Annotated in this window: 21 protein-coding genes; 9 read left to right on the forward strand and 12 right to left on the reverse strand. The window is 38.7% G+C overall.

The window, feature by feature from the left end; all coding sequences use genetic code 11:
• Window positions 1–213: 213 nt before the first annotated feature.
• The 3 genes from OOZ15_RS15125 to OOZ15_RS15135 all read right to left on the reverse strand — a co-directional run bounded on the left by OOZ15_RS15125 (window position 214) and on the right by OOZ15_RS15135 (window position 4,773).
• On the reverse strand, window positions 214–900 hold the full coding sequence (locus OOZ15_RS15125; RefSeq protein WP_265957263.1) for a DUF4386 domain-containing protein: 687 nt from the start codon (window positions 898–900) through the stop codon (window positions 214–216).
• A gap of 266 nt (window positions 901–1,166) precedes the next feature.
• The gene (locus OOZ15_RS15130) at window positions 1,167–3,446 is read right to left on the reverse strand and encodes an inorganic phosphate transporter (RefSeq protein WP_265957264.1); all 2,280 of its coding nucleotides are present in this window, start codon (window positions 3,444–3,446) and stop codon (window positions 1,167–1,169) included.
• 124 nt (window positions 3,447–3,570) lie between these two features.
• Window positions 3,571–4,773, reverse strand: a complete 1,203-nt coding sequence (locus OOZ15_RS15135; protein WP_265957265.1) for a porin — start codon at window positions 4,771–4,773, stop codon at window positions 3,571–3,573.
• Between the two features lie 322 nt (window positions 4,774–5,095).
• On the opposite strand from OOZ15_RS15135, the gene OOZ15_RS15140 reads away from it, so the two are divergent.
• Window positions 5,096–6,436 carry a deoxyguanosinetriphosphate triphosphohydrolase gene (locus OOZ15_RS15140; protein WP_265957266.1) on the forward strand — a complete coding sequence of 447 codons (1,341 nt, stop codon included), beginning with the start codon at window positions 5,096–5,098 and terminating at the stop codon, window positions 6,434–6,436.
• On the opposite strand, the gene OOZ15_RS15145 is transcribed toward OOZ15_RS15140, so the two are convergent.
• Genes OOZ15_RS15145 through dxs form a run of 3 tightly spaced genes read right to left on the reverse strand, consistent with a single transcriptional unit; the run spans window position 6,433 to window position 10,516 of the window.
• Entirely contained in the window at window positions 6,433–7,638 is a 1,206-nt protein-coding gene (locus tag OOZ15_RS15145) for an MFS transporter (RefSeq protein WP_265957267.1), read from the reverse strand. The two genes, OOZ15_RS15140 and OOZ15_RS15145, sit on opposite strands and share 4 nt — an antisense overlap.
• Before the next feature lie 28 nt (window positions 7,639–7,666).
• On the reverse strand, window positions 7,667–8,695 hold the full coding sequence (locus OOZ15_RS15150; RefSeq protein WP_265957268.1) for a DUF3078 domain-containing protein: 1,029 nt from the start codon (window positions 8,693–8,695) through the stop codon (window positions 7,667–7,669).
• Between the two features lie 48 nt (window positions 8,696–8,743).
• A complete protein-coding gene (gene dxs, locus OOZ15_RS15155) occupies window positions 8,744–10,516 on the reverse strand; it encodes a 1-deoxy-D-xylulose-5-phosphate synthase (protein WP_265957269.1) in 1,773 nt (590 codons plus the stop codon).
• A 306-nt stretch (window positions 10,517–10,822) separates the two neighbouring features.
• Between dxs and OOZ15_RS15160 the strand changes: the two genes are divergently transcribed.
• Window positions 10,823–11,272, forward strand: coding sequence for a nucleoside deaminase (locus tag OOZ15_RS15160; RefSeq protein WP_265957270.1), 450 nt, complete (start codon window positions 10,823–10,825; stop codon window positions 11,270–11,272).
• A 232-nt stretch (window positions 11,273–11,504) separates the two neighbouring features.
• On the opposite strand, the gene OOZ15_RS15165 is transcribed toward OOZ15_RS15160, so the two are convergent.
• The 4 genes from OOZ15_RS15165 to aspS form a co-directional block, all read right to left on the reverse strand.
• Window positions 11,505–11,699, reverse strand: a complete 195-nt coding sequence (locus OOZ15_RS15165; protein WP_265957271.1) for a cold-shock protein — start codon at window positions 11,697–11,699, stop codon at window positions 11,505–11,507.
• Window positions 11,700–11,782: 83 nt separating this feature from the next.
• A complete protein-coding gene (locus OOZ15_RS15170; protein ID WP_265957272.1) occupies window positions 11,783–12,040 on the reverse strand; it encodes a cytochrome b family protein in 258 nt (85 codons plus the stop codon).
• A gap of 30 nt (window positions 12,041–12,070) precedes the next feature.
• Window positions 12,071–13,864: a chloride channel protein gene (locus tag OOZ15_RS15175; protein ID WP_265957273.1), complete on the reverse strand. Its 1,794-nt coding sequence runs from the start codon at window positions 13,862–13,864 to the stop codon at window positions 12,071–12,073.
• Between the two features lie 144 nt (window positions 13,865–14,008).
• Entirely contained in the window at window positions 14,009–15,757 is a 1,749-nt protein-coding gene (gene aspS / locus OOZ15_RS15180; RefSeq protein WP_265957274.1) for an aspartate--tRNA ligase, read from the reverse strand.
• A gap of 302 nt (window positions 15,758–16,059) precedes the next feature.
• Here aspS and OOZ15_RS15185 point away from each other — a divergent pair, with 302 nt between their 5' ends.
• The 4 genes from OOZ15_RS15185 (at window position 16,060) to nadD (ending at window position 18,678) form a co-directional block, all read left to right on the forward strand.
• Complete coding sequence (locus tag OOZ15_RS15185; protein WP_265957275.1) at window positions 16,060–16,416, forward strand: toxin-antitoxin system YwqK family antitoxin; 357 nt, start codon at window positions 16,060–16,062, stop codon at window positions 16,414–16,416.
• Window positions 16,417–16,565: 149 nt separating this feature from the next.
• Window positions 16,566–17,438, forward strand: a complete 873-nt coding sequence (locus OOZ15_RS15190) for a YicC/YloC family endoribonuclease (protein ID WP_265957276.1) — start codon at window positions 16,566–16,568, stop codon at window positions 17,436–17,438.
• A gap of 44 nt (window positions 17,439–17,482) precedes the next feature.
• Complete coding sequence (gmk, locus tag OOZ15_RS15195) at window positions 17,483–18,094, forward strand: guanylate kinase (protein ID WP_265957277.1); 612 nt, start codon at window positions 17,483–17,485, stop codon at window positions 18,092–18,094.
• Window positions 18,094–18,678: a nicotinate (nicotinamide) nucleotide adenylyltransferase gene (nadD, locus tag OOZ15_RS15200; RefSeq protein WP_265957278.1), complete on the forward strand. Its 585-nt coding sequence runs from the start codon at window positions 18,094–18,096 to the stop codon at window positions 18,676–18,678. Before gmk ends, nadD begins: the two co-directional genes overlap by 1 nt.
• A 114-nt stretch (window positions 18,679–18,792) precedes the next feature.
• Here the strand turns inward: nadD and lysM are convergent, their stop codons facing one another.
• Both lysM and OOZ15_RS15210 read right to left on the reverse strand, forming a co-directional pair.
• The gene (gene lysM / locus OOZ15_RS15205) at window positions 18,793–19,290 is read right to left on the reverse strand and encodes a peptidoglycan-binding protein LysM (protein ID WP_265957279.1); all 498 of its coding nucleotides are present in this window, start codon (window positions 19,288–19,290) and stop codon (window positions 18,793–18,795) included.
• Between the two features lie 242 nt (window positions 19,291–19,532).
• Window positions 19,533–20,483 carry a nicotinic acid mononucleotide adenyltransferase gene (locus OOZ15_RS15210; RefSeq protein ID WP_265957280.1) on the reverse strand — a complete coding sequence of 317 codons (951 nt, stop codon included), beginning with the start codon at window positions 20,481–20,483 and terminating at the stop codon, window positions 19,533–19,535.
• A gap of 132 nt (window positions 20,484–20,615) precedes the next feature.
• On the opposite strand from OOZ15_RS15210, the gene OOZ15_RS15215 reads away from it, so the two are divergent.
• From OOZ15_RS15215 to OOZ15_RS15225, 3 genes are all read left to right on the forward strand, one after another.
• The gene (locus OOZ15_RS15215; protein WP_265957281.1) at window positions 20,616–21,617 is read left to right on the forward strand and encodes an NAD(P)H-dependent glycerol-3-phosphate dehydrogenase; all 1,002 of its coding nucleotides are present in this window, start codon (window positions 20,616–20,618) and stop codon (window positions 21,615–21,617) included.
• 73 nt (window positions 21,618–21,690) lie between these two features.
• Window positions 21,691–21,930 carry a ribbon-helix-helix domain-containing protein gene (locus OOZ15_RS15220; RefSeq protein WP_265957282.1) on the forward strand — a complete coding sequence of 80 codons (240 nt, stop codon included), beginning with the start codon at window positions 21,691–21,693 and terminating at the stop codon, window positions 21,928–21,930.
• A complete protein-coding gene (locus OOZ15_RS15225) occupies window positions 21,927–22,253 on the forward strand; it encodes a type II toxin-antitoxin system RelE/ParE family toxin (protein ID WP_265957283.1) in 327 nt (108 codons plus the stop codon). The genes OOZ15_RS15220 and OOZ15_RS15225 overlap by 4 nt, the downstream gene beginning before the upstream one ends.
• Window positions 22,254–22,313 lie beyond the last annotated feature (60 nt).

Genomic DNA, 22,313 nt, shown 5'->3' on the forward strand with positions numbered 1-22,313 from the left:
AGTTTCTCTATCAGACCTTGAGGTTTTGAAAACCTTCAAGGTCTTTCGGGCTCTCAACACACTACTGAAAAGTTCCAAGAATAACCCTTGAAGGGATCCAAACCCTTCAAGGGTTGGCTAAATAAAAAGTAATTCCATTTTACCTTTTTCAATCAACAAAGGCAAACCAAAACCTTCGAGGTCTTTAAGACCTATGTCTGTGCATTTATCATCTTAATTATTCATGGGTCGTATTCCATAAATTAATAGATAGCCTATCATCCAGAATTCTCCGACAGTTGCAGGAATGACTAAAATTTGCAAGAAAGGAGAATTCAGCCCTAAGCAATTGATAAAAGTACTAAGAAGATAACCGATACCGCCTATAATTAGGGTTCTCCCGAGCCAAATAGGCATTCTTTTTGAACGGATTATAATATACCCCATTGGAATAAGCCAAAGTCCAAAGAAAAGACTTCCGACCCCCCAAGCATTTGTAATTAAATTGCCCAAAAGTTCTATCAATATAACTTTATCTTCATGGGTCTGGATAGAGGAACTTGCGATCTCAATGGCAGAACTCATTGATATTGCACTAATCATAATTGCTGCGGAATTCATCATTCCCCATATACCAACTGCCCAAGCTGCCCAATTATTAATATCTTTAAACAGTCTGTAAAACCACACTGCCGTAAGTGCTTGTGCGATGATAAGAACAAATTCAAATAGAAGCCGTATTCTAGAAAGTGATTCCAGATTGATTAAATTCGTCAATGTTTTTTCAGGGTCATTTGAAACAAAAATCTGAGGATGAAATACTATGAATCCCAACATCCCTGAAATTGCCATAATCAAATACCAAACCCCGGTAACTTTTGCGGTAGTTATTAATTGTCTTTGGCTGTTGTTTTTTGTCATTTTTTTGGTCTTCGTTATTTTTCTTTCATACAATGATGAATTCTGATCCTAAAAACTCCAATATATTTATTAAGACGATTTCCGACTGATTTTGTTACAATGTTGGTTTTCAGTATGTAGAGAACTCGTTATATCTTCCCCTAGTGGAAGCCTCTTGACTTAACAAAAAAGGGAAGCTGGTTTTAAAACCAGCTTCCCTTTTTTGTTATTTTATCCATAGATATCGAATAAAGAAAATCATTCGTGCATCCGTGGCAAAAAAGTAATTATTTCTCTTTTTCTTCTATACTTACTTCAGCTTTGGGAACAGAACTGTCGTATTGATCGTAATACATTTCCAACAGATTCATAACAGCAGTAACAAGATCTTTGGTTTCAGTCAAGAGATTGAAATACAAAGAGGTGTTTTTCGGACTTGACTCTTCCGTTCTCGTTCTCGAAATCTGCTTTTCTATCTTTTTGCTAACGCTTTCTAATAAAGGTTGCTTTTCTTCCAACAACAAATGAATATCGTCAAAAGCCCTTGCATCAAAAGTTTTCTTAATGTTTTTAAACAGCGAATGCATCTCGTTTTGGATGTCGAGCAACTCACGTGTTTGATTGAACTTCAATTTCTTGTGATTGTTGTTGACATGCTTGTAAGACATTTTCCCGATATGTTCTAAAGACTGCGCCATATCCTGCAAATAGCCTAATATATTGATATAAAAATGACTGGCACCCACACTTGATTCATCCAGGTTTTTAATAAAATAAAAAACATTTTCTTGAAGGTCATCGATTTCTGAGGTGAGTTTCGCATTTCCTTTTTTCGATTTTTTAAGCTGCTTCAGATCTTCCTTGGCAAGTCCGGTAATAGCTCCATTGTATATTTTACTGGAACGATTGGCAACAGCCTTGATATTATCGGCACTCTCTTCAATAACACCTTGAATGGAACTGCTTTCGGCTCTGCTCAAGCTATCTTCTTCTTTAAGCTCACTGGTTTTCTTTTTATATCTGATATAGTTTCTGGCCAATAATACCACAGCAAAGAACAATAAGATAGCGATAACTGCAGGTCCTCCAATATAGATGAGGTATGCCATAACAGCGGCGGCGATAAACGCAGAAATAGCAGTAAAGAACCAACCACCAATAACATTAAACACCCCGGCAACACGATAAACAGCACTTTCCCTTCCCCAGGCTCTATCGGCCAAAGAAGTACCCATCGCTACCATAAAGGTAACATAGGTGGTCGATAAAGGCAGTTTCATGGATGTGGCTATAGAGATAAGGATTCCGGCAATCACTAGATTAACAGATGCTCGGATGAGGTCAAAAGCCGGTAATTCGTGATTTTTATCTTTTTTAGTAAGTACAGGTTTATCAAATTGTTGATTGATAAAACGCTGTGTTGATTTTGGTAGGATCATATTGATCCCCTGGCTTGTTTTTGTAGCCGCTCTAACAACAAATCGTGATAAAAGGTTGGGTTGAAACTTTTCCTTTCCTTCATCCTGTCTTGAAAGGCCTATCTCGGTTTCTGTTACCACTCTTGCTTTTTTGGAAAACCAAAGTGTCAATACCATAACACCCCCGGCGATAAAAAGCAACAAAGGTTCTGTGGGCACTTTTTCGGCCAAGGATCCCATGGCAAATTCGTTAGCCGTTGCTCCTGATGCACTCCAAGCTTCATACGAGTGATAAGCGGCCATAGGAACACCGATAAAGTTAACAAGGTCGTTCCCGGAAAAAGCCAATGCAAGTCCAAATGTACCTATGGCAATAACCACTATCAGGATATTTTTCTTGAATAGGTTCATGTATAATTGAGAGAACAAAGACCAAAAAATAAAGCCTCCTAGAATGATATAGAGCTCCTTTCCAACAACAAGACCTTTTAGGGTGTCATAATAAGGGGTTCCTTTCAATCCTTTCATAAAAATGAAATAGGTGATCCCTGTTAATGCAAAACCGCCAAAAAGGGCTCCAAAACGCTTTATTTTACCTTTGTGATGAAAAGAGAATATCATTCTGGACAGAAACTGAACTAACGCTCCTACGGAGAAAGCGATTACTACAGAAAGCAAAATCCCCATGATAATAGAAAATGCTTTGCTTGAATTGATATATTTTGAAAGGTTAGCCACAGTTTCTACGTCTGATGCTGATATTTTTATCAGAGAGACAGCAACAGCAGCTCCCAGTAATTCAAAAACGATAGAAACCGTTGTCGATGTTGGCATTCCCAGGGTGTTGAAAAAGTCCAACAGAAGAATATCCGTGATCATGACCGCCATAAAAATAACCATGATCTCACTGAACATAAATTGATCGGGCATAAAGATACCTTTACGAGCTACTTCCATCATTCCACTGGAAAAAACAGCTCCGATAAAAATACCCAAACTGGCCACTATCATGATGGTCTTAAATGGGATGGCCTTAGAACCAATGGCAGAGTTTAAAAAATTAACCGCATCGTTACTAACACCAACAACAAGATCGGCGATGGCAAGAATGGCCAAGGCAACGATCATTAACAAATAGATATTCTCCATGACTTCAAATATAAATTATTCTGTATTATCTTAAATGCTTAATATTCAGTTTTTTACTCACTCACTGAGATTTTATCCCGATCCCGATAACTTCTAGGACGGGATTGACCCGAGGTAATTTACTTTAAAAATGCACTTCTAGCTGCAATCTGGCCATCAATTCGTTTGTATTATTATTGACAGCTAAATAGCTTACATCGGTCTGTACTTTCAATTTATGTCCAACAATATATTTTGAGAGACCTAATGTATATTGATTTTGTTCATCTCTTGTGCTCACTATTGTTTTGGGATCAATATTCGTATATCTCGTACTCAATTCCCAATTATTTTTAAACAAATAACCGGCTTGCAGATTCAATCCGTTTCCTACTTCAACAATATCACCGGTAAGGCTTCCATCAGAATTTTCAGCTATGGGATTGTCTGCTTCTCTATAAGCATATTCTCCCATGAATGAAAACCCTTGATATTTAAAAACCATATCGACAAAAAGAGTGGAAACATCAGTTTCATAAAGCCCTGTATCAGTTTCCATAAAGCTTCCCATATTGCTTCTTGTTTTAACAGCATCGTCGTTAAAGTCGTATGTAGTAGCAAACATTAGCTTGGGAGTTTTTTCACGAGTGAGGTCGGATCCTTTATATTCACTACCTTCAAACAAACCAAAAGGAAGTAATTCGATCCTTCCGGTGTATTTATAACCTCCTTGATTCCCTACGGTAATATTTCGGCCTTCACCTTGGGCAAGGGAAAATTTTTCCCGCACGGTAAAACCAGAACCTAAATTAAAATGATGCCTTAGCTGAAAGCCCATATCGCGATCTAAGGTAAACCTTGAATTGAGAAGTGAGCGGTCTACAAATTGTAAACTCCCTGAGGAAATAACACGTTCTACATTGCCCGGAAGCTTTGTTTGCCCTACCCAGAAACTGAAGTTTTTATAGAAATTCCATTTAACAACGGCGTCCAAAATATAACGAGGCGCATTGTTGGTATAAACAGAAGCTCCCCCGATATCCCTATTAGATAGGCCTAATTCAACTTTGTATTCCAGTTTTTTGCTGAAAACATATCCTTTAAGTTTTATTCGGGCTCTTCTTATCAAGAAATCAGTGTTGAAATTGGTAAGGTTATCGTTTTCGTCTTGCCAAGTGGCACTGCTTAAAAATTGCATTCTACCGGATAAATTCATAGTCCAAGTACTATCTTTCCCCGTGATGTCTATAATTCCCTTACCAAAAGAAGGTGCTTTCACTTCCTGTGCATTGAGGTGTACACAACAAGATATAACAAACAGCATTGATGCTATTGCTCTATATTTCATAACAGTATTTAGTTTTTGTCGGCTGCAAATAACCGACACTAATGTTAAGAAATTGTTTCCTCTAAGTTATGATATTAAGAAATTATATAAAAATAAAAGGCTGCCTTGGAAAAGGCAGCCCACATATCTCATTTATTAAGTCGACAAAAACTAAATATAAATTGAAATATAGTGGAGCCAAAATTCCTGTATTAAGTTCAAATGAATGTAAATTAAAGATTAATTTAATATTAATTTTAAAACGAAGGGAATTGATAGGATTTCAATAAAAGACTTACTTATCACAAATCTGTACTGTATCTTGCAGTCTTAAATTTATGGTATGAATTGGGAAGAATTGCTGTCGCTTAAACGGTGCAATGATACAAACAAAAGACTGAGGAAAGAACAGGACGAAACCCGTTTGGGCTTTGAGGTGGATTATGATAGGATTATTTTTTCTTCGGCTTTTCGAAGCCTACAAGACAAAACACAGGTCATTCCCCTTTCAAAAACAGATTTTGTTCACACCCGGCTCACACATAGTATGGAAGTTTCCGTTGTGGGAAGGAGTTTGGGGCGTACCGTAGGTAAAGCTGTTTTGGAAAAGCATCCTTATTTGAGTGAAGTACACGGCTATAAATTCAACGATTTTGGAGCTATTGTTGCCGCAGCGGCATTGGCACACGATATTGGTAACCCGCCATTCGGACATAGCGGAGAAAAAGCCATTGGAGAATATTTTAAAACCGGGAAAGGAATTCAGTACAAATCAGTGTTGACAGATAAAGAATACCAAGACCTGATCGATTTTGAAGGTAATGCAAATGGATTTAAAATCCTTACAGAGAGTAGGGAAGGTATTGTTGGTGGATTACGATTAAGCTATGCCACCCTCGGAGCTTTTATGAAATATCCCAAAGAATCCTTGCCTAAAAAACCTACGCAGGAGATTGCTGATAAAAAATTTGGCTTCTTCCAATCTGAAAAAGACGTTTTTGTTGATGTTGCTGAGGAATTGGGATTGATACAAACGCGAACAGGCAAAGATATTTCTTATGCAAGGCATCCGCTTACATTTTTGGTAGAAGCTGCCGATGATATTTGCTATACCATCATCGATTTTGAAGATGGAATCAACCTCGGTTTGATACAGGAAGAATATGCCTTGGAGTATCTTATTAAGCTGGTAAAAGACACTATCAACACCAAAAAATACCATTCCCTGACCACCAAAGAAGACCGTTTGGGCTATTTACGGGCTTTGTCCATTAATACCTTAATTACAGATGCGGTGCGGATTTTTATTGAAAACGAAGAGGCTATCCTGAAAGGGGAATTTCACGTTTCCCTTTTGGAAAAATCGAAATACAAAGCCCAGATAGAAGACATTATCGATCTGAGTATTAAAAAGATCTATAGAAGTCAAGAGGTTATTCAGAAGGAAATTGTGGGTTACAAGATCATCAATCAGCTGCTGGATACTTTTTGCGGTGCTGTTATGCGAACAAGAGAAAACAAAGCGACCAATTATGATAAACTGGTGCTGAATCTGCTTCCCGAACGGTATAAAAAAACGAAAGGAGGCTATGAATCCCTCTTATCGGTTTCCCAATTTGTCGCCGGACTTACAGACGGAAATGCCTTGCTGATTTTTAATAAGATTAACGGAACTTTGGTTTAAACACGTGAAACTCCTTTTATCCGCTGAGCATTGATAAGGGAAGCGACTGTGATGAAGAAAAGGCCGAGGATGATCCATGTAAAATCAATATCAGCATCTAGCAGTAAGCCGACCAAAAAAGGACCTAAAGCTGTGCTTAACACCACAAACATGGTGTAAAGACTTCTTATCACGCCAAGTCTTTCCACACCGTAAAGTTCTGCAATAACTGCTGTGGTAATCGAACTCGACGCCCCTACGGAGACCCCTGCAAGGATAAGGAACAACAATGCTCCGATAATACTGTCCATCAACGCTAGTGGCAATAATCCTATTGAAATAGGGAGTAAATAAACCCGGAACAATCTCTTGGCGGTGAATTTATCGACTAAAAATCCGCTTAAAATTGTCATTGCAAAGCGAGTAATGGCATAGGCGGTAAAGAAAGAAGCGTAGAGGGTAACCGACCATTCTTTTTCTTCCACAAAAACATATTGATAGAAAAGAAAAGAAGTGATTGTGAAAGCAATAACAATGCTGGCAGGCATCATGATATAAAATTTCTTTTCTGAAAGTATCTTTCTGTAGTCCTGAACGAGTGTTTTTGTAGAAGGTTTATGTTTTTCCTCTATCTGATTGTCAAAATGAGAAAGATTAACAAAATAAAGCCTAACGAGGTATAAAAGTAAAAAACCACCTGATGCCATAGCGGCTACTTCATAATCATACCACAAGATTAGGGTAGATATTATGATAGGGAAGAAGGCTTCACCTATGGAATACCCCAATGCAGCAATACTCAGCGCTTTTCCCCTGTCGGAATCATAATACCGGGACATGACAGTCATACTGATATGGGTCATCCACCCTTGACCGGTTAGTCGCAATCCGGTTACGGCCACAAACAAAAGGACGATGTGGTAGTGTGATATTCCTAATAGAAAGCAAGAAATGGCAGCTCCGAGAACAGTTAAGGCCGTTACTGTTTTAACCGGTTTATGGTCAACAGAATGTCCAACCGTAAGCATAATAATGGAAGCTGTTATAGTGCAAATGGCATAAATACCTCCAAAAGTACCTTCAGAAATAGCAAATGCCTTTAGAATTTCGGGTACATAAAGGGAGATCAGGAAAGTTTGCCCAAAACTGGACAAAAAGGTAAGTACCCAACCAAAACTTACTTCTCTTGCGTTGTGTTTGAGGAAACTGAAAAAATCTTTCAAATGAATTTAAGGATTATTTGTTTTGTGGTTAAAAATTGTAAATAACGCCTACGCCCAGCGCTTGTTTAAACTGAATTTTTGGACCATAGGCAAGGGTTTCCCCTGTTTCTGTTTCAATTTCTTGAGATTTGATGTCGTTATCATAAATAAGTTGGGTGCCTACATTGGCTACTACATACTCGTTTACTTTTAGCTCTACATCTACCAGCCAGTTGACATCAACATTTCCAAAACTGTTGAGGTAATCGGTATACAATGTCAGCCTATTGGACAAAAACATATTTTCATAAAGTTTGGTTTGATATGAATTTGTGACCAGGAAACCAATCTCGGTAACGATGCGTTGTCCGTCTGAAATTTTTTCTCCGGTAACGGCATCATATTTGGCTTTTTTTACACCAAAAGAACCCGCATCAGCTAAATCCTGGTCCAAAACAAAGGTCGATTTTTGTGTAATGGGAGAAATATAAAGTTTAAAATCTTTTCCTTCCGGGGAGAATTCACTACCAAAACCGAAGAGAAAATAACCCGGTGCCATGAATTGCGATATAGGAGTATCGGTATCCGGATATTTATAACCATTGGCAAATTGGGTGTTGAAATTTGCTTTCGAGGAAAAATACCAGTTAGAGAGATTATTCATCCTGAAACCGAGTGTGGAGTTGAAAACAAAAGCATCTTCCGATTTTCTTACTTTTTGTCCCTCTTGAATGTTAAGTCCGTAACGTATCAGTATTTCGTTGTTCCATTGTACTTTTTTGTGCTTGTAGTTTCTTTCAAACCTGGCATTACCCAATGCGCTTATAGAGTTGTTTCCCCCTGCATTCCAGTTTACAAAAGCAATTTCACTGATGTTAACCCCTACTTTATTGACATAGTTCCACCTTGGTGGTAAGGGTTTATATTTCTTAATAACTTTTGTCAGGTTGACGGTGTCTTTTCCGGAAATCATAAAAACCTCCTGAGTTCTTTCATTGGTATAAACACGGGGTTTTTCTTGAGCCTGGGCAAATCCCCAAAAGATGAGAAAAAAGAGAAAAATGGAAAACCTAATCATTACATACTAAATTTATATATTGGTACAAAAGTGGTAAAAAAAGCTTTTCTATAAAAATTTTAACAACTGATTTGCAATACTTTCGGAATCAATTCCAATTTCTTCTTGCAATTCTTCTACACTTCCTTGTTCTATGAAACGATTGGGGACGCCCATAGGGTAAATTTGATTGGTGTAACAGTTTTCAATCGCAAATTCTGATACGGCGCTTCCCATACCTCCTTTAATCACTCCATCTTCAATGGTGATTATGGTTTTATGTTTTCTGAAAATACGGTGTAAAAGTGTTTCATCCAAAGGGGAAACAAACCGAAGGTCGTAGTGAGCTACCTTTTCACTTTCCTCAATGCTATCAATCGCTTTTCCCCCATTTTTTGCCATATTTCCGATAGTTATAACAGCTATATCCGAACCTTCTTTCAGCAAAACACCCTTTCCGATTTCAATTTCTGAAAAAGGTTTTTTCCAATCGGTGATTTCTCCCCTTCCTCTTGGGTACCGAATAGCAATAGGATTATCCAATCCAAGTTGGGCAGTGTACATGATGTTGCGAAGTTCGATTTCGTTGCGGGGCGCAAAGATGATCATATTCGGAATACACCTCAAATAGGCAAGGTCAAAAACACCATGGTGTGTTGCGCCGTCTTTTCCTACGATTCCGGCTCTGTCCAGACAAAAGATAACCGGTAATTTTTGCAGGGCAACATCGTGGATGAGCTGGTCGTATGCTCTTTGTAAAAAGGTGGAATAGATATTACAAAACGGAATCATTCCCTGAGTGGCCATTCCCGCAGCCAAAGTTACGGCGTGTTGTTCTGCAATGCCAACATCAATAGCACGCTTGGGAAATCGCCGCATCATGTATTTTAACGAGCTGCCGGTAGGCATGGCGGGGGTGATTCCAATGATTTTTTCGTTCTTTTCTGCCAACTCGATAATGGTTGCCCCAAAAACGTCCTGATATTTCGGGGGTTCATGTTTTGTGGGCTTCGGAATCAATTCCCCGGTATGTTTATCGAACTTTCCGGGAGCGTGGTATTTTACCTGATCTTCTTCAGCTTTTTTAAGGCCTTTTCCCTTGGTGGTTATAAGGTGTAGGAATTTCGGCCCCTTCATTTTTTTCAGACGTTCCAATTCTTTGATGACTTTTGGGAGGTCGTGTCCGTCTATCGGTCCTCTGTAATCAAAGTTCAAGGCTTTTATGATGTTGTTTTTAGCCAACATCCGGTCCTTTTTTACGTTGGTAAGATATTCTTTTAATGCGCCAACACTGGGGTCGATCCCAATGGCATTGTCGTTGAGGATAATAAGGATATTAGCTTTGCTTACTCCGGCATGGTTGAGTGCCTCAAAAGCCATTCCGCTGGCAATAGAGGCATCGCCAATAACCGCAATATGATGCTTTTCCGTTTCTCCTTTCAAATTGGAAGCCATCGCCATACCTAAAGCCGCAGAAATTGACGTAGAACTGTGTCCGCTGCCAAAGGGGTCATAGATGCTTTCACTTCTTTTAGGAAAACCGCTGATACCACCGAGTTGTCGATTGGTGTGAAAGATATCTTTTCGTCCGGTAAGAATTTTATGTCCGTAGGCCTGATGTCCCACATCCCAAACCAATAGATCTTCAGGGGTGTTGAATACATAATGAAGTGCAATGGTCAATTCCACCACACCCAAACTGGCGCCGAGATGTCCTTCTTTTACCGAAACGATGTCGATAATGAAATCACGAAGTTCTTTGGCAAGAACAGGCAGTTGCTCCTTGTTCAGTTTTCTGAGATCTTCGGGGTACGTAATATTATCCAACAATGAATGGCTCATGCTGCAAAAGTACGAGTTCCATTGATTAAGTTATATTGTAGGTTGAAAAATTATTCAGCAAGGGAAGAATTCAACCCGCTTTGTGGGGTTAAGATAGTGGATATTGAACTTGTTTAACCTTTTTTGATTGAAGCGAAAATTAACTATTTTGAGTCTGATTGAAGGCTTTTTTGAGTTGCATCCGCCTCAGGCGGACGGAAGGAAAACCTGCCAGCTAGCAGGTAGGAAAGACAAAAAGCAGGCCCAAAAGAGTAATTTTTTAGCCAATTGGAAAAAGTTTAAATGAGTTCATTGTATTTTTGTTTTATGATAGAACCATTCGATGACAATTATTTTATGAAAAAGGCCTTGCAAGAGGCCGAAACAGCTTATGATAATGGTGAAATTCCAGTGGGGGCACTTGTGGTGATAGACAACAGGATCATAGCAAGAGCACACAATCTCACCGAAACCTTAAACGATGTAACGGCACATGCAGAAATGCAGGCGATTACGGCAGCAGCCAATTTTTTGGGAGGGAAATACCTAAGCGGGTGCACGCTTTATGTTACGCTTGAACCCTGCCAGATGTGTGCTGGGGCCTTGTATTGGAGCCAGGTGAGCAAGATTGTTTATGCAGCAGCAGATGAACAAAGGGGGTATAAAAAAATGGGCACTCAACTACATCCCAAAACAGAGGTAGTAAGCGGAGTGATGGAGAAAGAAGCTTCAATGTTGTTAAAACGGTTTTTTATTGAAAAGCGGAACTTAAACTAAGAGGCTGTCCAAAAAGCAGTAAATTCAGATGTCATGCTGAGCTTGTCGAAGCACAGTCGAAGTATAACTTATTGAAGTTCAATGTGTCTTCGACCCCTGAAGCGTCGGGGCACTTGAATTAATCCTTCAAGGTTTTGAAAACCTTGAAGGATTTGAGCGTTTTAAGTTTTGACGCAAAAAAAAACCGACTGAAATACAGTCGGTTTTAAGTACTACAAAAATAAAATATATTTTATCCGATTACTTGCACTTGGGCAGCAACCATTCCTTTACGGCCTTCTTCTTCTAAATATTCTACTTTGTCACCTTCGTTTAATTCGACACCGTTTAATCCTGTAACGTGAACAAAAATGTCCTTACCTGTGTCGTCGTTTGTAATGAATCCATAACCTTTAGATTCATTGAAAAATTTTACTGTACCAGTCATTGTATTATGTAATAAAAATTAAAATTCAAATGTACCAATTAAAATAATAGGCTGTATAAAATAAAGGTTTTTTCTTTTAAAAATTATTGATTTTCAGGGTTTTTCCCCTCTTTGTTATTCATTTTATCAAGATTGTCTTTGGTCAGTGTATAATCTGATAATTTTTTCCCTTTAGATCGGTGGTATATAAACAGGGGCATTAAAAGAAAAGCAAAAGCCAAAACGGCAATCCCTATAATCTTGTCACCCGTTATATGATCTTCTTCTAGCAACTTGAAATAATAACCAACGGCTACGGCGATTACAATAGCGACAAAAAGCAATTGAATGATTCTCTTCATTTTTTTTGATTTTTTAGAAGGTGATGTGCCCTATCGTGTAAAAGTTATTAATTTTCTACGATATGCCGTTAGTAATTTTGATTTAGATACAAATCCGTAATATTTTTCATCTTTGATTACCGGTAAGTTCCAAGCTCCACTGTCTTGGAATTTTTGCATCACCTCGGTCATTTTATCTGCTTTAAAATCGATGGTATCCGGAGGGTTATGCATGACATCGGATGCTTTTATATCGTCATACAGGCTTTGATCAAACATAATCGATCGAATGTCGTCGAGCAGGATGATTCCTTTCATCTGGTGTGTCTTTCGGTCAAGCACTGGAAAGATGTTTCGTTTGGATTTTACAACAGCTTCGTGTACAATTTCACCCAGTTTCATATCCGGATAAACAGGGATAAAATTATTTTCCACTACACTTTCAAGATCCATTAAGGTCAAAACTGCGTGATCCTTATTATGGGTGATGAGTTCTCCCTTACGCGCCAATTCCATAGTATAAACTGAATGGGAAACAAAATGTTTTGTGATCGAGAATGAAATAGCCGCTGTGATCATCAACGGAATAAAGAGTTCATAACCGCCGGTGAGCTCGGCAATGAGGAAGATTGCTGTTAGGGGTGCGTGAAGGACACCTGCCATTAAGCCCGCCATTCCGACCAGTGTAAAATTACTTTCGGATATGGGGCTATTCAACAGCCCAATATTATTGAGTATTTTGGCCAGACAATTTCCCATGATACTTCCCATAAAAAGGGCAGGAGCAAAAATTCCTCCTACACCGCCGGCTCCGAAGGTTAGCGAACTGGCTACAACTTTAAAAATAACCAAACCGGCCAGGAGGCTTACTACTACCCATACATTATCAAGGTCAAGATTGAAAAAATTGTTTTCCAGGGCCCCTTTTGGGTTTCCTTGTACCAAATGGTTGATTACCTCATAACCTTCACCATAGAGTGGGGGGATAAAAAAGAGAAGTATCCCGATACCCAGACCGCCAATGATCAATCTTTTGATTGGGGAGGCAATTTTTTGAAAGTAATCGTTGATTCTTGCATATACGTTTGTAAAATAAACAGAGGTAAATCCGGCTACTAGACCTAAAAGGATATAGAAAGGAATGTCGTTCAGTTTAAAACCCTCTTCAAGTCTAAAGGGGAGCAAAATATCACTTCCGAAGAAAAAATAGGAAGTAATCACTCCTGAAATGGAAGCCAAAAGCAATGGTAACAACGAAGCCAATGTAAGATCTAAACTAAAGACCTCTATCGCAAAAATGATAGCAGCAACGGGAGCTTTAAACAGCGAAGCCATGGCGCCTGCAGCAGCACAGCCAATAAGCAAAGTCCTGTTGGCTTGATTCATATGAAAAAGCCGGGCGATATTAGAGCTCAAAGCTGCACCTGTGGCAACCGTAGGACCCTCCAACCCGACAGAACCACCAAAACCAACGGTAATGGGGGCGGTAAGAATACTCCCCACCATTTGAAATTGCTTCATGATCCCTTTTCGTTTGGAAATAGCAAACAAGGTGGAGGGGATGCCTTGGCTTAGTTTATTTCTGATGACGTATTTGATAATGAGATAGGTAAGCGCCAATCCGATTAAAGGATAAACAAAATAGAAAGCATGATGGTAAAGCTGAATGAGGTTGCCTTCCAGCAAAAGTTCTATAAAATGGGTAAAGTTCTTTAATACCACCGCACCTATACCGGAGGTAAAACCTACCAAAATACTAAGGATATAAACGAATTGACGTTGTGAGATGTGCTTGGCACGCCAGATCAATATGCGGGTAAGTAAAGTTCTTTTCGTGTTTGGCATTTCACATAACAGTTTATTATGCTTATTAAGTAGTTTTCAACCTCAATTTAAGTTAAAAATTTTAGATGAGATAAAAGTAATGAGAAGGATTGTTCAATTTATAACCCTGCAAGTCCCGAAGCACGGGACTTGCAGGGGCTATTTTTAAATTTCCAATTTAATGTTGAGTTCCTTGAGTTGTTCGTCGTCAATTTTTGAAGGCGCATCGATCATCACATCGCGTCCGGCATTGTTTTTTGGGAATGCAATAAAATCACGAATGGTTTCTTGTCCGCCCAAAATAGCCACCAAACGATCAAAACCAAAGGCAAGTCCGCCGTGTGGAGGCGCTCCGTATTGGAAGGCATCCATAAGGAAACCAAATTGTGCTTTTGCTTCTTCTTCGGTAAAACCAAGGTGTTTGAACATCAAGGCTTGTAAATCTTTATCATAAATCCTGATCGACCCTCCACCGATCTCATTTCCGTTAAGGACAAGATCATAGGCATTGGCTCTTACTTTTCCGGGGTCTGTGTCCAATAGTTTAATGTCTTCCGTCTTTGGTGAAGTAAACGGATGGTGCATAGCGTGATAGCGCTCGGTTTCTTCATCCCATTCCAATAAAGGAAAATCAACTACCCAAAGTGGCGCATACTCGTCTGCTTTACGCAGGCCTAGACGTTCGGCGAGTTCCATTCGCAAGGCGCTAAGCTGAGTTCTGGTTTTGTTTGCCGGACCGGACAATACACAGATGAGGTCACCAGCTTGTGCTCCGGTAACTTCTGCCCATTTTTTCAAATCATCCTGATCGTAGAATTTATCAACAGAAGATTTGAAAGTGCCGTCTTCATTACATTTCACATACACCATGCCCAAAGCACCCACTTGAGGACGTTTTACCCAGTCGGTCAAGGCGTCGATCTGTTTTCTGGTGTATGAGGCAGCTCCCGGAACTGCAATTCCAACTACCAACTCTGCCTGGTTGAATATTTTAAAATCTTTATGCTGTGCTACTTCGTTCAATTCGCCGAACTCCATTCCGAAACGAATATCCGGTTTGTCGTTTCCGTATTTCCGCATGGCCTCGTCGTAAGTCATTCTTGGGAAATCACCAATTTCAACATCTTTTATGTTTTTTAGAAGATGACGTGTGAGTCCTTCAAAAACATTCAGAATATCTTCCTGTTCAACAAAGGCCATTTCGCAGTCTATTTGTGTGAATTCCGGTTGTCTGTCGGCGCGAAGGTCTTCGTCCCTAAAGCATTTCACAATCTGGAAATACTTATCCATTCCGCCCACCATCAACAATTGTTTGAAGGTCTGTGGCGACTGAGGTAAAGCATAGAATTGCCCTTCGTTCATACGAGAAGGAACCACAAAATCGCGAGCTCCTTCAGGAGTAGATTTAATGAGATATGGCGTTTCCACTTCTATAAAACCTTGAGTGGAAAGATAATTCCTTACTTCAATGCTAACTTTGTGTCTGAAAATAAGACTTTCTTTCACAGGATTACGCCTGATATCGAGATAGCGATATTTCATTCGTAGGTCATCGCCGCCGTCTGTTTCATTTTCTATAGTGAAAGGAGGTGTTTTGGATTTGTTCAATATGGTAATTTCACTGACTAAAACCTCGATGTTTCCGGTAGGAATATTGTTGTTTTTGGATTCTCTCTCAATGACAGAGCCTTTTACCTGGATCACAAATTCACGCCCTAGATTTTCGGCTGTTTCCATCATTTGCTTCGGCGTGCGCTCTTCGTCGAAGATTAATTGGGTGATACCATAACGATCTCTGAGATCCACCCACACCATAAATCCTTTATCCCTTACTTTTTGTACCCATCCCGACAGGGTTACCTCTTGGTTTATATGCGTTTCGCGCAACTCGCCACAAGTATGACTTCTATACATGAATTTTCATTGTTTTTTATAGCGGTGCAAAGGTAATGAACTCATTTAAACTTTTATCAACTGACTGTAACGCCAATACCATTGAGAGCTGTTTTTATAGCAGAAATCGTCTCTAATTGGGGTTTTAAATGTTAAAGTTAGATATTCTTTACATTGAGTTAATATTATAAACATCTCTAAATAAGTGTTTTATAAGCTTAATGTTAATTTAATGTTACGTAAATGTTTTTTTAATGTAAATAAATTTAGTATATTTGTTATGTTAGTGTAAAGTAAATGTAAGAATTTAAAATATTAAAGATATGAAAAGGATAGTATTAATGTTAGCGATGATTTTTTCGTTTGCGGCTGTGGCTCAAGAAGTAGAGAATAAACCAAAATTAGAAAAAGAAGGAGAAAAGATAAAAGCTACTTTTTTTCACGATAATGGGGAAGTAGCACAAACGGGTTATTATTTAGATGGAAAACTTCACGGAGAGTGGAAATCGTATGATGAAAAAGGGAATAAAACAGCGATGGCACAATATGAGCATGGAAAAAAGACCGGGAAATGGTTTTTCTGGAGTGATGATGTTTTAAAAGAAGTTAACTATGACGATAATAGAATCACCAACGTTACCGAATGGAGCAATAGCAATCCGGTTGTTGTGACTGATTAAAAATCCTGATCAAAAGAATATAAATAAAAAGGCTACGCATTTTGCGTGGCCTTTTTTGATGAGGTATTTTTTCGGAATTGAAATGACATTATTTCTGATTTTCAAAACCTTTTCAATTTCGTACTTTTGCCTATCGATAAAAAATAAAGATGATACAATCCATGACAGGTTTTGGGAAGAATGTGATTCAGCTTCCTTCCAAAAAAATAACAGTAGAAATAAAATCCCTTAACAGTAAAAGCCTCGACCTGAACGCCAGGACTCCTTCTTCATACAGGGAAAAAGAATTGGAGCTCAAAAATATCATTGCCAATAGTTTGGTGAGAGGTAAAATTGACTTTAGCCTGTATGTGGAGATTACCGGAGAAGCTTCCAATTCAGAAGTGAATGTAAACGTGGTGAGGCAATATATGGAACAGCTTAGGGCTGTTAATCCTGAAAAAATTACTGAAAATGACGATGTAGAGTTACTGAAAATGGCTGTGAGAATGCCCGATGCACTCAAAGCAGACCGCGATGAGATCGATGAAGAAGAATATAAGGCGATCAAAGAAGCCGTGGTTGAGGCCCTGAAAGAGATCAATACTTTCCGAACCCAGGAAGGTGCTGTTTTGGAAAAGGATTTTGTTCAGCGTATTCAAAACATACATACTTTACTAAAGCAGGTGGAAGAGATGGATCCGGAACGTATGGCATCTGTACGCGAGCGTTTGGAAAAAGCCGTTTCCGACATCAAGGAGAATGTAGATGAAAACCGATTTGAGCAAGAACTGATCTATTATCTTGAAAAATTCGATATCACAGAAGAGAAAGTGCGCCTCGCCAATCACTTGGATTATTTCTTGGAAACCATTGCTTCTGATGATTCCAACGGAAAGAAACTCGGATTTATCTGTCAGGAGATTGGTAGGGAGATCAATACAACGGGTTCCAAGGCCAATTATGCACCCATGCAACAACTGGTGGTGCAGATGAAAGATGAATTGGAAAAGATCAAAGAGCAAATATTGAATGTGTTGTAGTTAAACCATCATTCATACATTCACAAAACGAAACAACACGAAAAATGCAAGAAAACAATACCGGAAAGGGAGGAAAGCTCATTATTTTTTCTGCGCCTTCGGGCAGTGGAAAAACAACTATCGTCAAACATTTGCTTAAGCATCCCGAACTGAATCTTGCGTTTTCCATTTCCGCAACTTCAAGGGAACCAAGGGGAGAAGAGAAAGATGGAGAACATTATTATTTTCTGTCCCTGAAGGAATTTAAAAATCATATAAAGAACGAAGATTTTTTGGAGTGGGAAGAGGTGTATCGCGATAATTTTTACGGGACATTAAAAAAGGAAATAGAACGTATCTGGGCCTTGGGGAAGAATGTTATTTTTGATATTGATGTGGCGGGTGGACTGCGAATAAAAAAGAAGTTCCCCGAGGAAACACTGGCTGTTTTTGTGAAGCCGCCCAGTGTAGACGAACTAAAAATAAGACTCAAAAAGAGGAAAACCGAAAGCGAGGATAAGATAAACATGCGTATTGCCAAAGCTTCTATCGAGTTGGCGACGGCCCCTCAATTTGATGAGATTATAAAAAACTACGATTTGGCAACGGCCCAAAGAGAAGCCTATGATCTGGTAGCCGATTATATCGGTTTGAACAAGGAAGAAAGAACACAATAATGAAGAAGGTCGGACTCTATTTCGGGACTTTTAACCCCATACATGTAGGTCATTTGGTGTTGGCCAACCATATGGTAGAATTCACCGATTTAGATGAAGTCTGGTTGGTGGTCACACCACATAATCCACTGAAAAAGAAACGTACCCTTTTAGAGGATCACCACCGTTTGGAGATGGTTTACAAGGCCACTGAAGGTTATGATAAACTAAAACCCAGCAATATCGAATTTGATTTACCGCAGCCCAATTATACCATCAACACGCTGGTTCACCTAAGAGAAAAACACCCCGATCACAGCTTTTCTTTGCTGATGGGCGAAGACAACCTGACGAGCTTCCACAAGTGGAAAAATCACGATATGATCTTAGCGCATTACAATATTTATGTATATCCGAGGATTCATAAAAATTCCGGAGTGAAGTCAGAATTTCAGGACCATTCTAAAATAAAAAAAGTGGAAGCTCCGATTATGGAGGTATCTTCCACTTTTATAAGAAAATCGATAGCAAAGGGCAAGAATGTTAAGCCCTTGTTACCCCCTGATGTTTGGGAATATATCGATCTGATGAATTTTTATAAATAAATATTTGTTTATATTTCTATTTCAAGACTTGTCTTCCTGAGCTTGTCGAAGGATAATAATAAAAAGTTTTAGAGTGCACTTCGACAGGGCTCAGTGTGACATAAATATTTTATCTTATTCCGGCGAAGCAGGAATACGCAATACTTGCCCTGGATAAATCTTATCGGGATGTTCAAGCATAGGTTTATTCGCTTCAAATATCACAGGATATTTCATTGCGTTTCCGTAGAATTCTTTAGCAATTTTACTTAGTGTATCACCGCTCACTACGGTATGGAATTGTGCTTCCGGCTCTGTGTTTTCCACTTCCATTTGGTCGTCAACCACGGCAATTCCGGCACTATTTCCTACTACCAAAACAATCTTTTCTTTATTGCTTTGATCGTATGCCAATCCGCTTACAGTAGCTGTATCTCCGGAAATGGATATCTTCAGGTCTTTAACCTTAAGTCCGAGGTCGTTAATGGTTTCTGCAAGCCCAGCGGCGGCTTCTTTGTTGGCCGCTTCAATGGCAGCAGCCTTATCCGCAGCTTCCTCTGCCGCTTTTTCTGCTGAAGTTTTCCCGCCAAAAATTTTGGCACCTGCATCTTTAATAAATGAAAATAATCCCATAATGTTTATTTTTTATAATAATGTGTTAATAATTCTCAATGTACATAAATTCAAAATGCAAAACAAGAGGAGAAAGTAAATAAAACAATAAGAAAAAACCGCCTCTTGCTATGGCAAAAGGCGGTTTAATACAAATAACCAACCAAAAAATCAACTAACCTAACTTAATTTTCCTATGTTCACTCACAAAGTGAGATTTTAGATGTTCTTATGCCTGCTGTCAGGCAGTTTTGTCGGGTTTATCATCTGGAGACAATAGGTCTTCCCCGAGGGCTCTGACGTTCTATATTCATTTCTTCTCGTTCTACCTTAGTACGTTTTCTTGAGTTTTTTGTATCATTATTTTCTGCTCCTTTTAAATACTGAATGTATCCTCTTCCTGTAAACTCATATACTGTTCCCGAATCCGGGTGGTACAACTCTATCTTGTTATCATTAATAACGACAAGTTCAAAATAATCATTGCCCATGTAGTCATAATCTAGTGTTAAAGTTTTTAAATAGGGGTCGCCTGCCACATCATATACACCATAGATGCCTTCATAATCCCATACCACATTATTAACAGAGGTTCCGGAAGGAGGATCCACAGAAGACAGGAATGTATCCCCATATCCTTCTGGTATGAAAGTGAGGAAATTCTCCTCGTCAAATTCGTTTAAAGCGCCATAATTACTCGTGAATGTTTTTTCCCATGCTTCATACTCCTGAAGGAAGTATTCAATATTTTCATAAAAAACATAATCATAGTCAAAGTTTTGTCTTTGATATCCCGTCAGAAAATAGGAAGTGTTGGTGTAGGAATCGTAGATTTCGATATAGTTTTGTTGGTGCTGAATCACTTCCAGTTGCATAAAACCATCCAAATCGTGATCTACTTCCAGTATTGATCCATAAGTGGCATAGGTGCCTGTGTTGATACCTAAACCATTTCCGGTACTCCCAAAGCCCACAAGATTGTTGTTAGCCATAAGCAGACCATAATCAAAAGAGAGGGTAAAAGCGGTTTGTAAAAAAGGAACCTCACCACTTCCTTGAGTGTCGTTAATGTTTACATACCACAAATCGTATGAAGTCAAGAGTTCTTCCAGTGTAATGGCAGGGGCTCCATCATTGATATATGGATCGGACGAACAAGAGGTTGTTATAAAACCGATCATTAGTATTCCCAAGAGTAATTTTCCAATTCGCATATCATACGTCTTTAAAGTTCAATTTGATATTACCAACGATTGTGCCAAAAACATTAACTTATTGATAATCAAATTATAACATCTTGTTTCAAAATTTAATTACTTTTGATTTTTAAATGAACGAAAACCGGAATGGAGAATAACATAAAAGTGGCTGTTTTAGGAGGTGGAAGCTGGGCTACAGCTCTTGTTAAAATATTGTGTGAGAATGTTGATGAAGTGGGCTGGTATATGCGTAATGTTTATGCTAAGGAACATATTCTGAATGAACAGCACAATCCGAATTATTTGAGCTCTGTTGAGTTTCAAACGGAAAAATTGAAACTGAGTAACGATATCAATGAGATTGTCGACTATGCCGATTATCTCATCTTCGCCATTCCGTCTGCTTTTTTGAATAGCGAATTAAAAAAGTTATCAACTTCCTTGGAGGGAAAGGTCATTTTTTCAGCTATTAAAGGGATTGTCCCGGAATGCGGACTTATAGTAGGGGAGTATTTTCACGATTTGTATGACGTGCCGTTTGAACGAATCGGAGTGGTTACAGGGCCCTGCCATGCAGAAGAAGTTGCTTTGGAACGACTTTCATATCTTACAGTGGCCTCCTCTGATGAATCTAAAGCCTCGTTATTGGCAGAAAAATTGTCTACTTCCTATATCAAAACCAAGGTGAGTGATGATATTATTGGGACCGAATATGCTTCGGTGCTTAAAAATATTTATGCCGTAGCGGCAGGTATTGCACATGGACTCGGCTATGGAGATAATTTTCAAGCGGTATTGATGAGCAATGCCATACGCGAAATGAAACGTTTTATCAAGCGTATTCACAGAATGAAACGCAATATCAACAATTCGGCCTATTTAGGGGATCTGTTGGTGACAGGATATTCCATTTTTAGCCGTAACCGTATGTTCGGAAATATGATTGGCAAAGGCTATACGGTAAAAAGTGCTATGATGGAAATGAATATGATAGCCGAAGGCTATTACGCTACAAAGAGTGCCTATATTATTACTTCTAAACAAAAGAGAAAGTCTAAAACCCCAATTATTGATGCGGTTTACGCTGTGCTTTATCAAGGAAAGGATCCTAAAAAAGTGTTTGCAAAACTGACCGAAAAGATTGATTAAAAGGGAATTAGGTAAGTGAATTTGTTTTTGATTCGAATGTGGTGTATATTTGAACCATACAGAAATTTAAATTATGACGAGGCAAAGTATATCATTGACAAAGCCAAATGATAAATGGTTAAAAGAGCAAGTAAAAAGCGAAGAATACACAAGTAAAAGTGAACTTGTTAATGACCTAATTCGTCAGGCGCGAAAACAACAAAAGCAAATTGACTGGATCCGAGAGAAGCTTGTTAAAGCTGAACAAGGGGGATTTTCTAACAAAACAAAAGAGGAGATTTTAGCCCAGTCAAAGAAGAGTGAAGCTAAATGAAAAGGTACAAGATTAGCAAGGAAGCAGAGTCTGATCTTATAAGAATCCATAGATATGGTGTGAAAAAGTTTGGCGAAACTCAGGCCGATGCATATTTTTTTGCTTTTTTCGATCATTTCGAACGCATTTCCGATAATCCATATCAATTTCCTTCAGCAGATTATATAAGAACTGGATATAGGTATTGTGCATGCGGGGTTGATACCATTTATTATCGAATTGTAGGTGATGTTGTTGAAATAATGACAATCATAGGTAGGCAAGATATAGACAATAAAATATTTTGTAGAGGTCAGTATTTAAATACGTATCTTCAATCATAGTAAATATATTAAAAAATGGACATATTTAAAGGGCAAAACCTTCTGGAGTTCTCCGATCGC

It is taken from the genome of Galbibacter kalidii, from assembly GCF_026241135.1.
Taxonomy (GTDB): Bacteria; Bacteroidota; Bacteroidia; order Flavobacteriales; family Flavobacteriaceae; genus Galbibacter.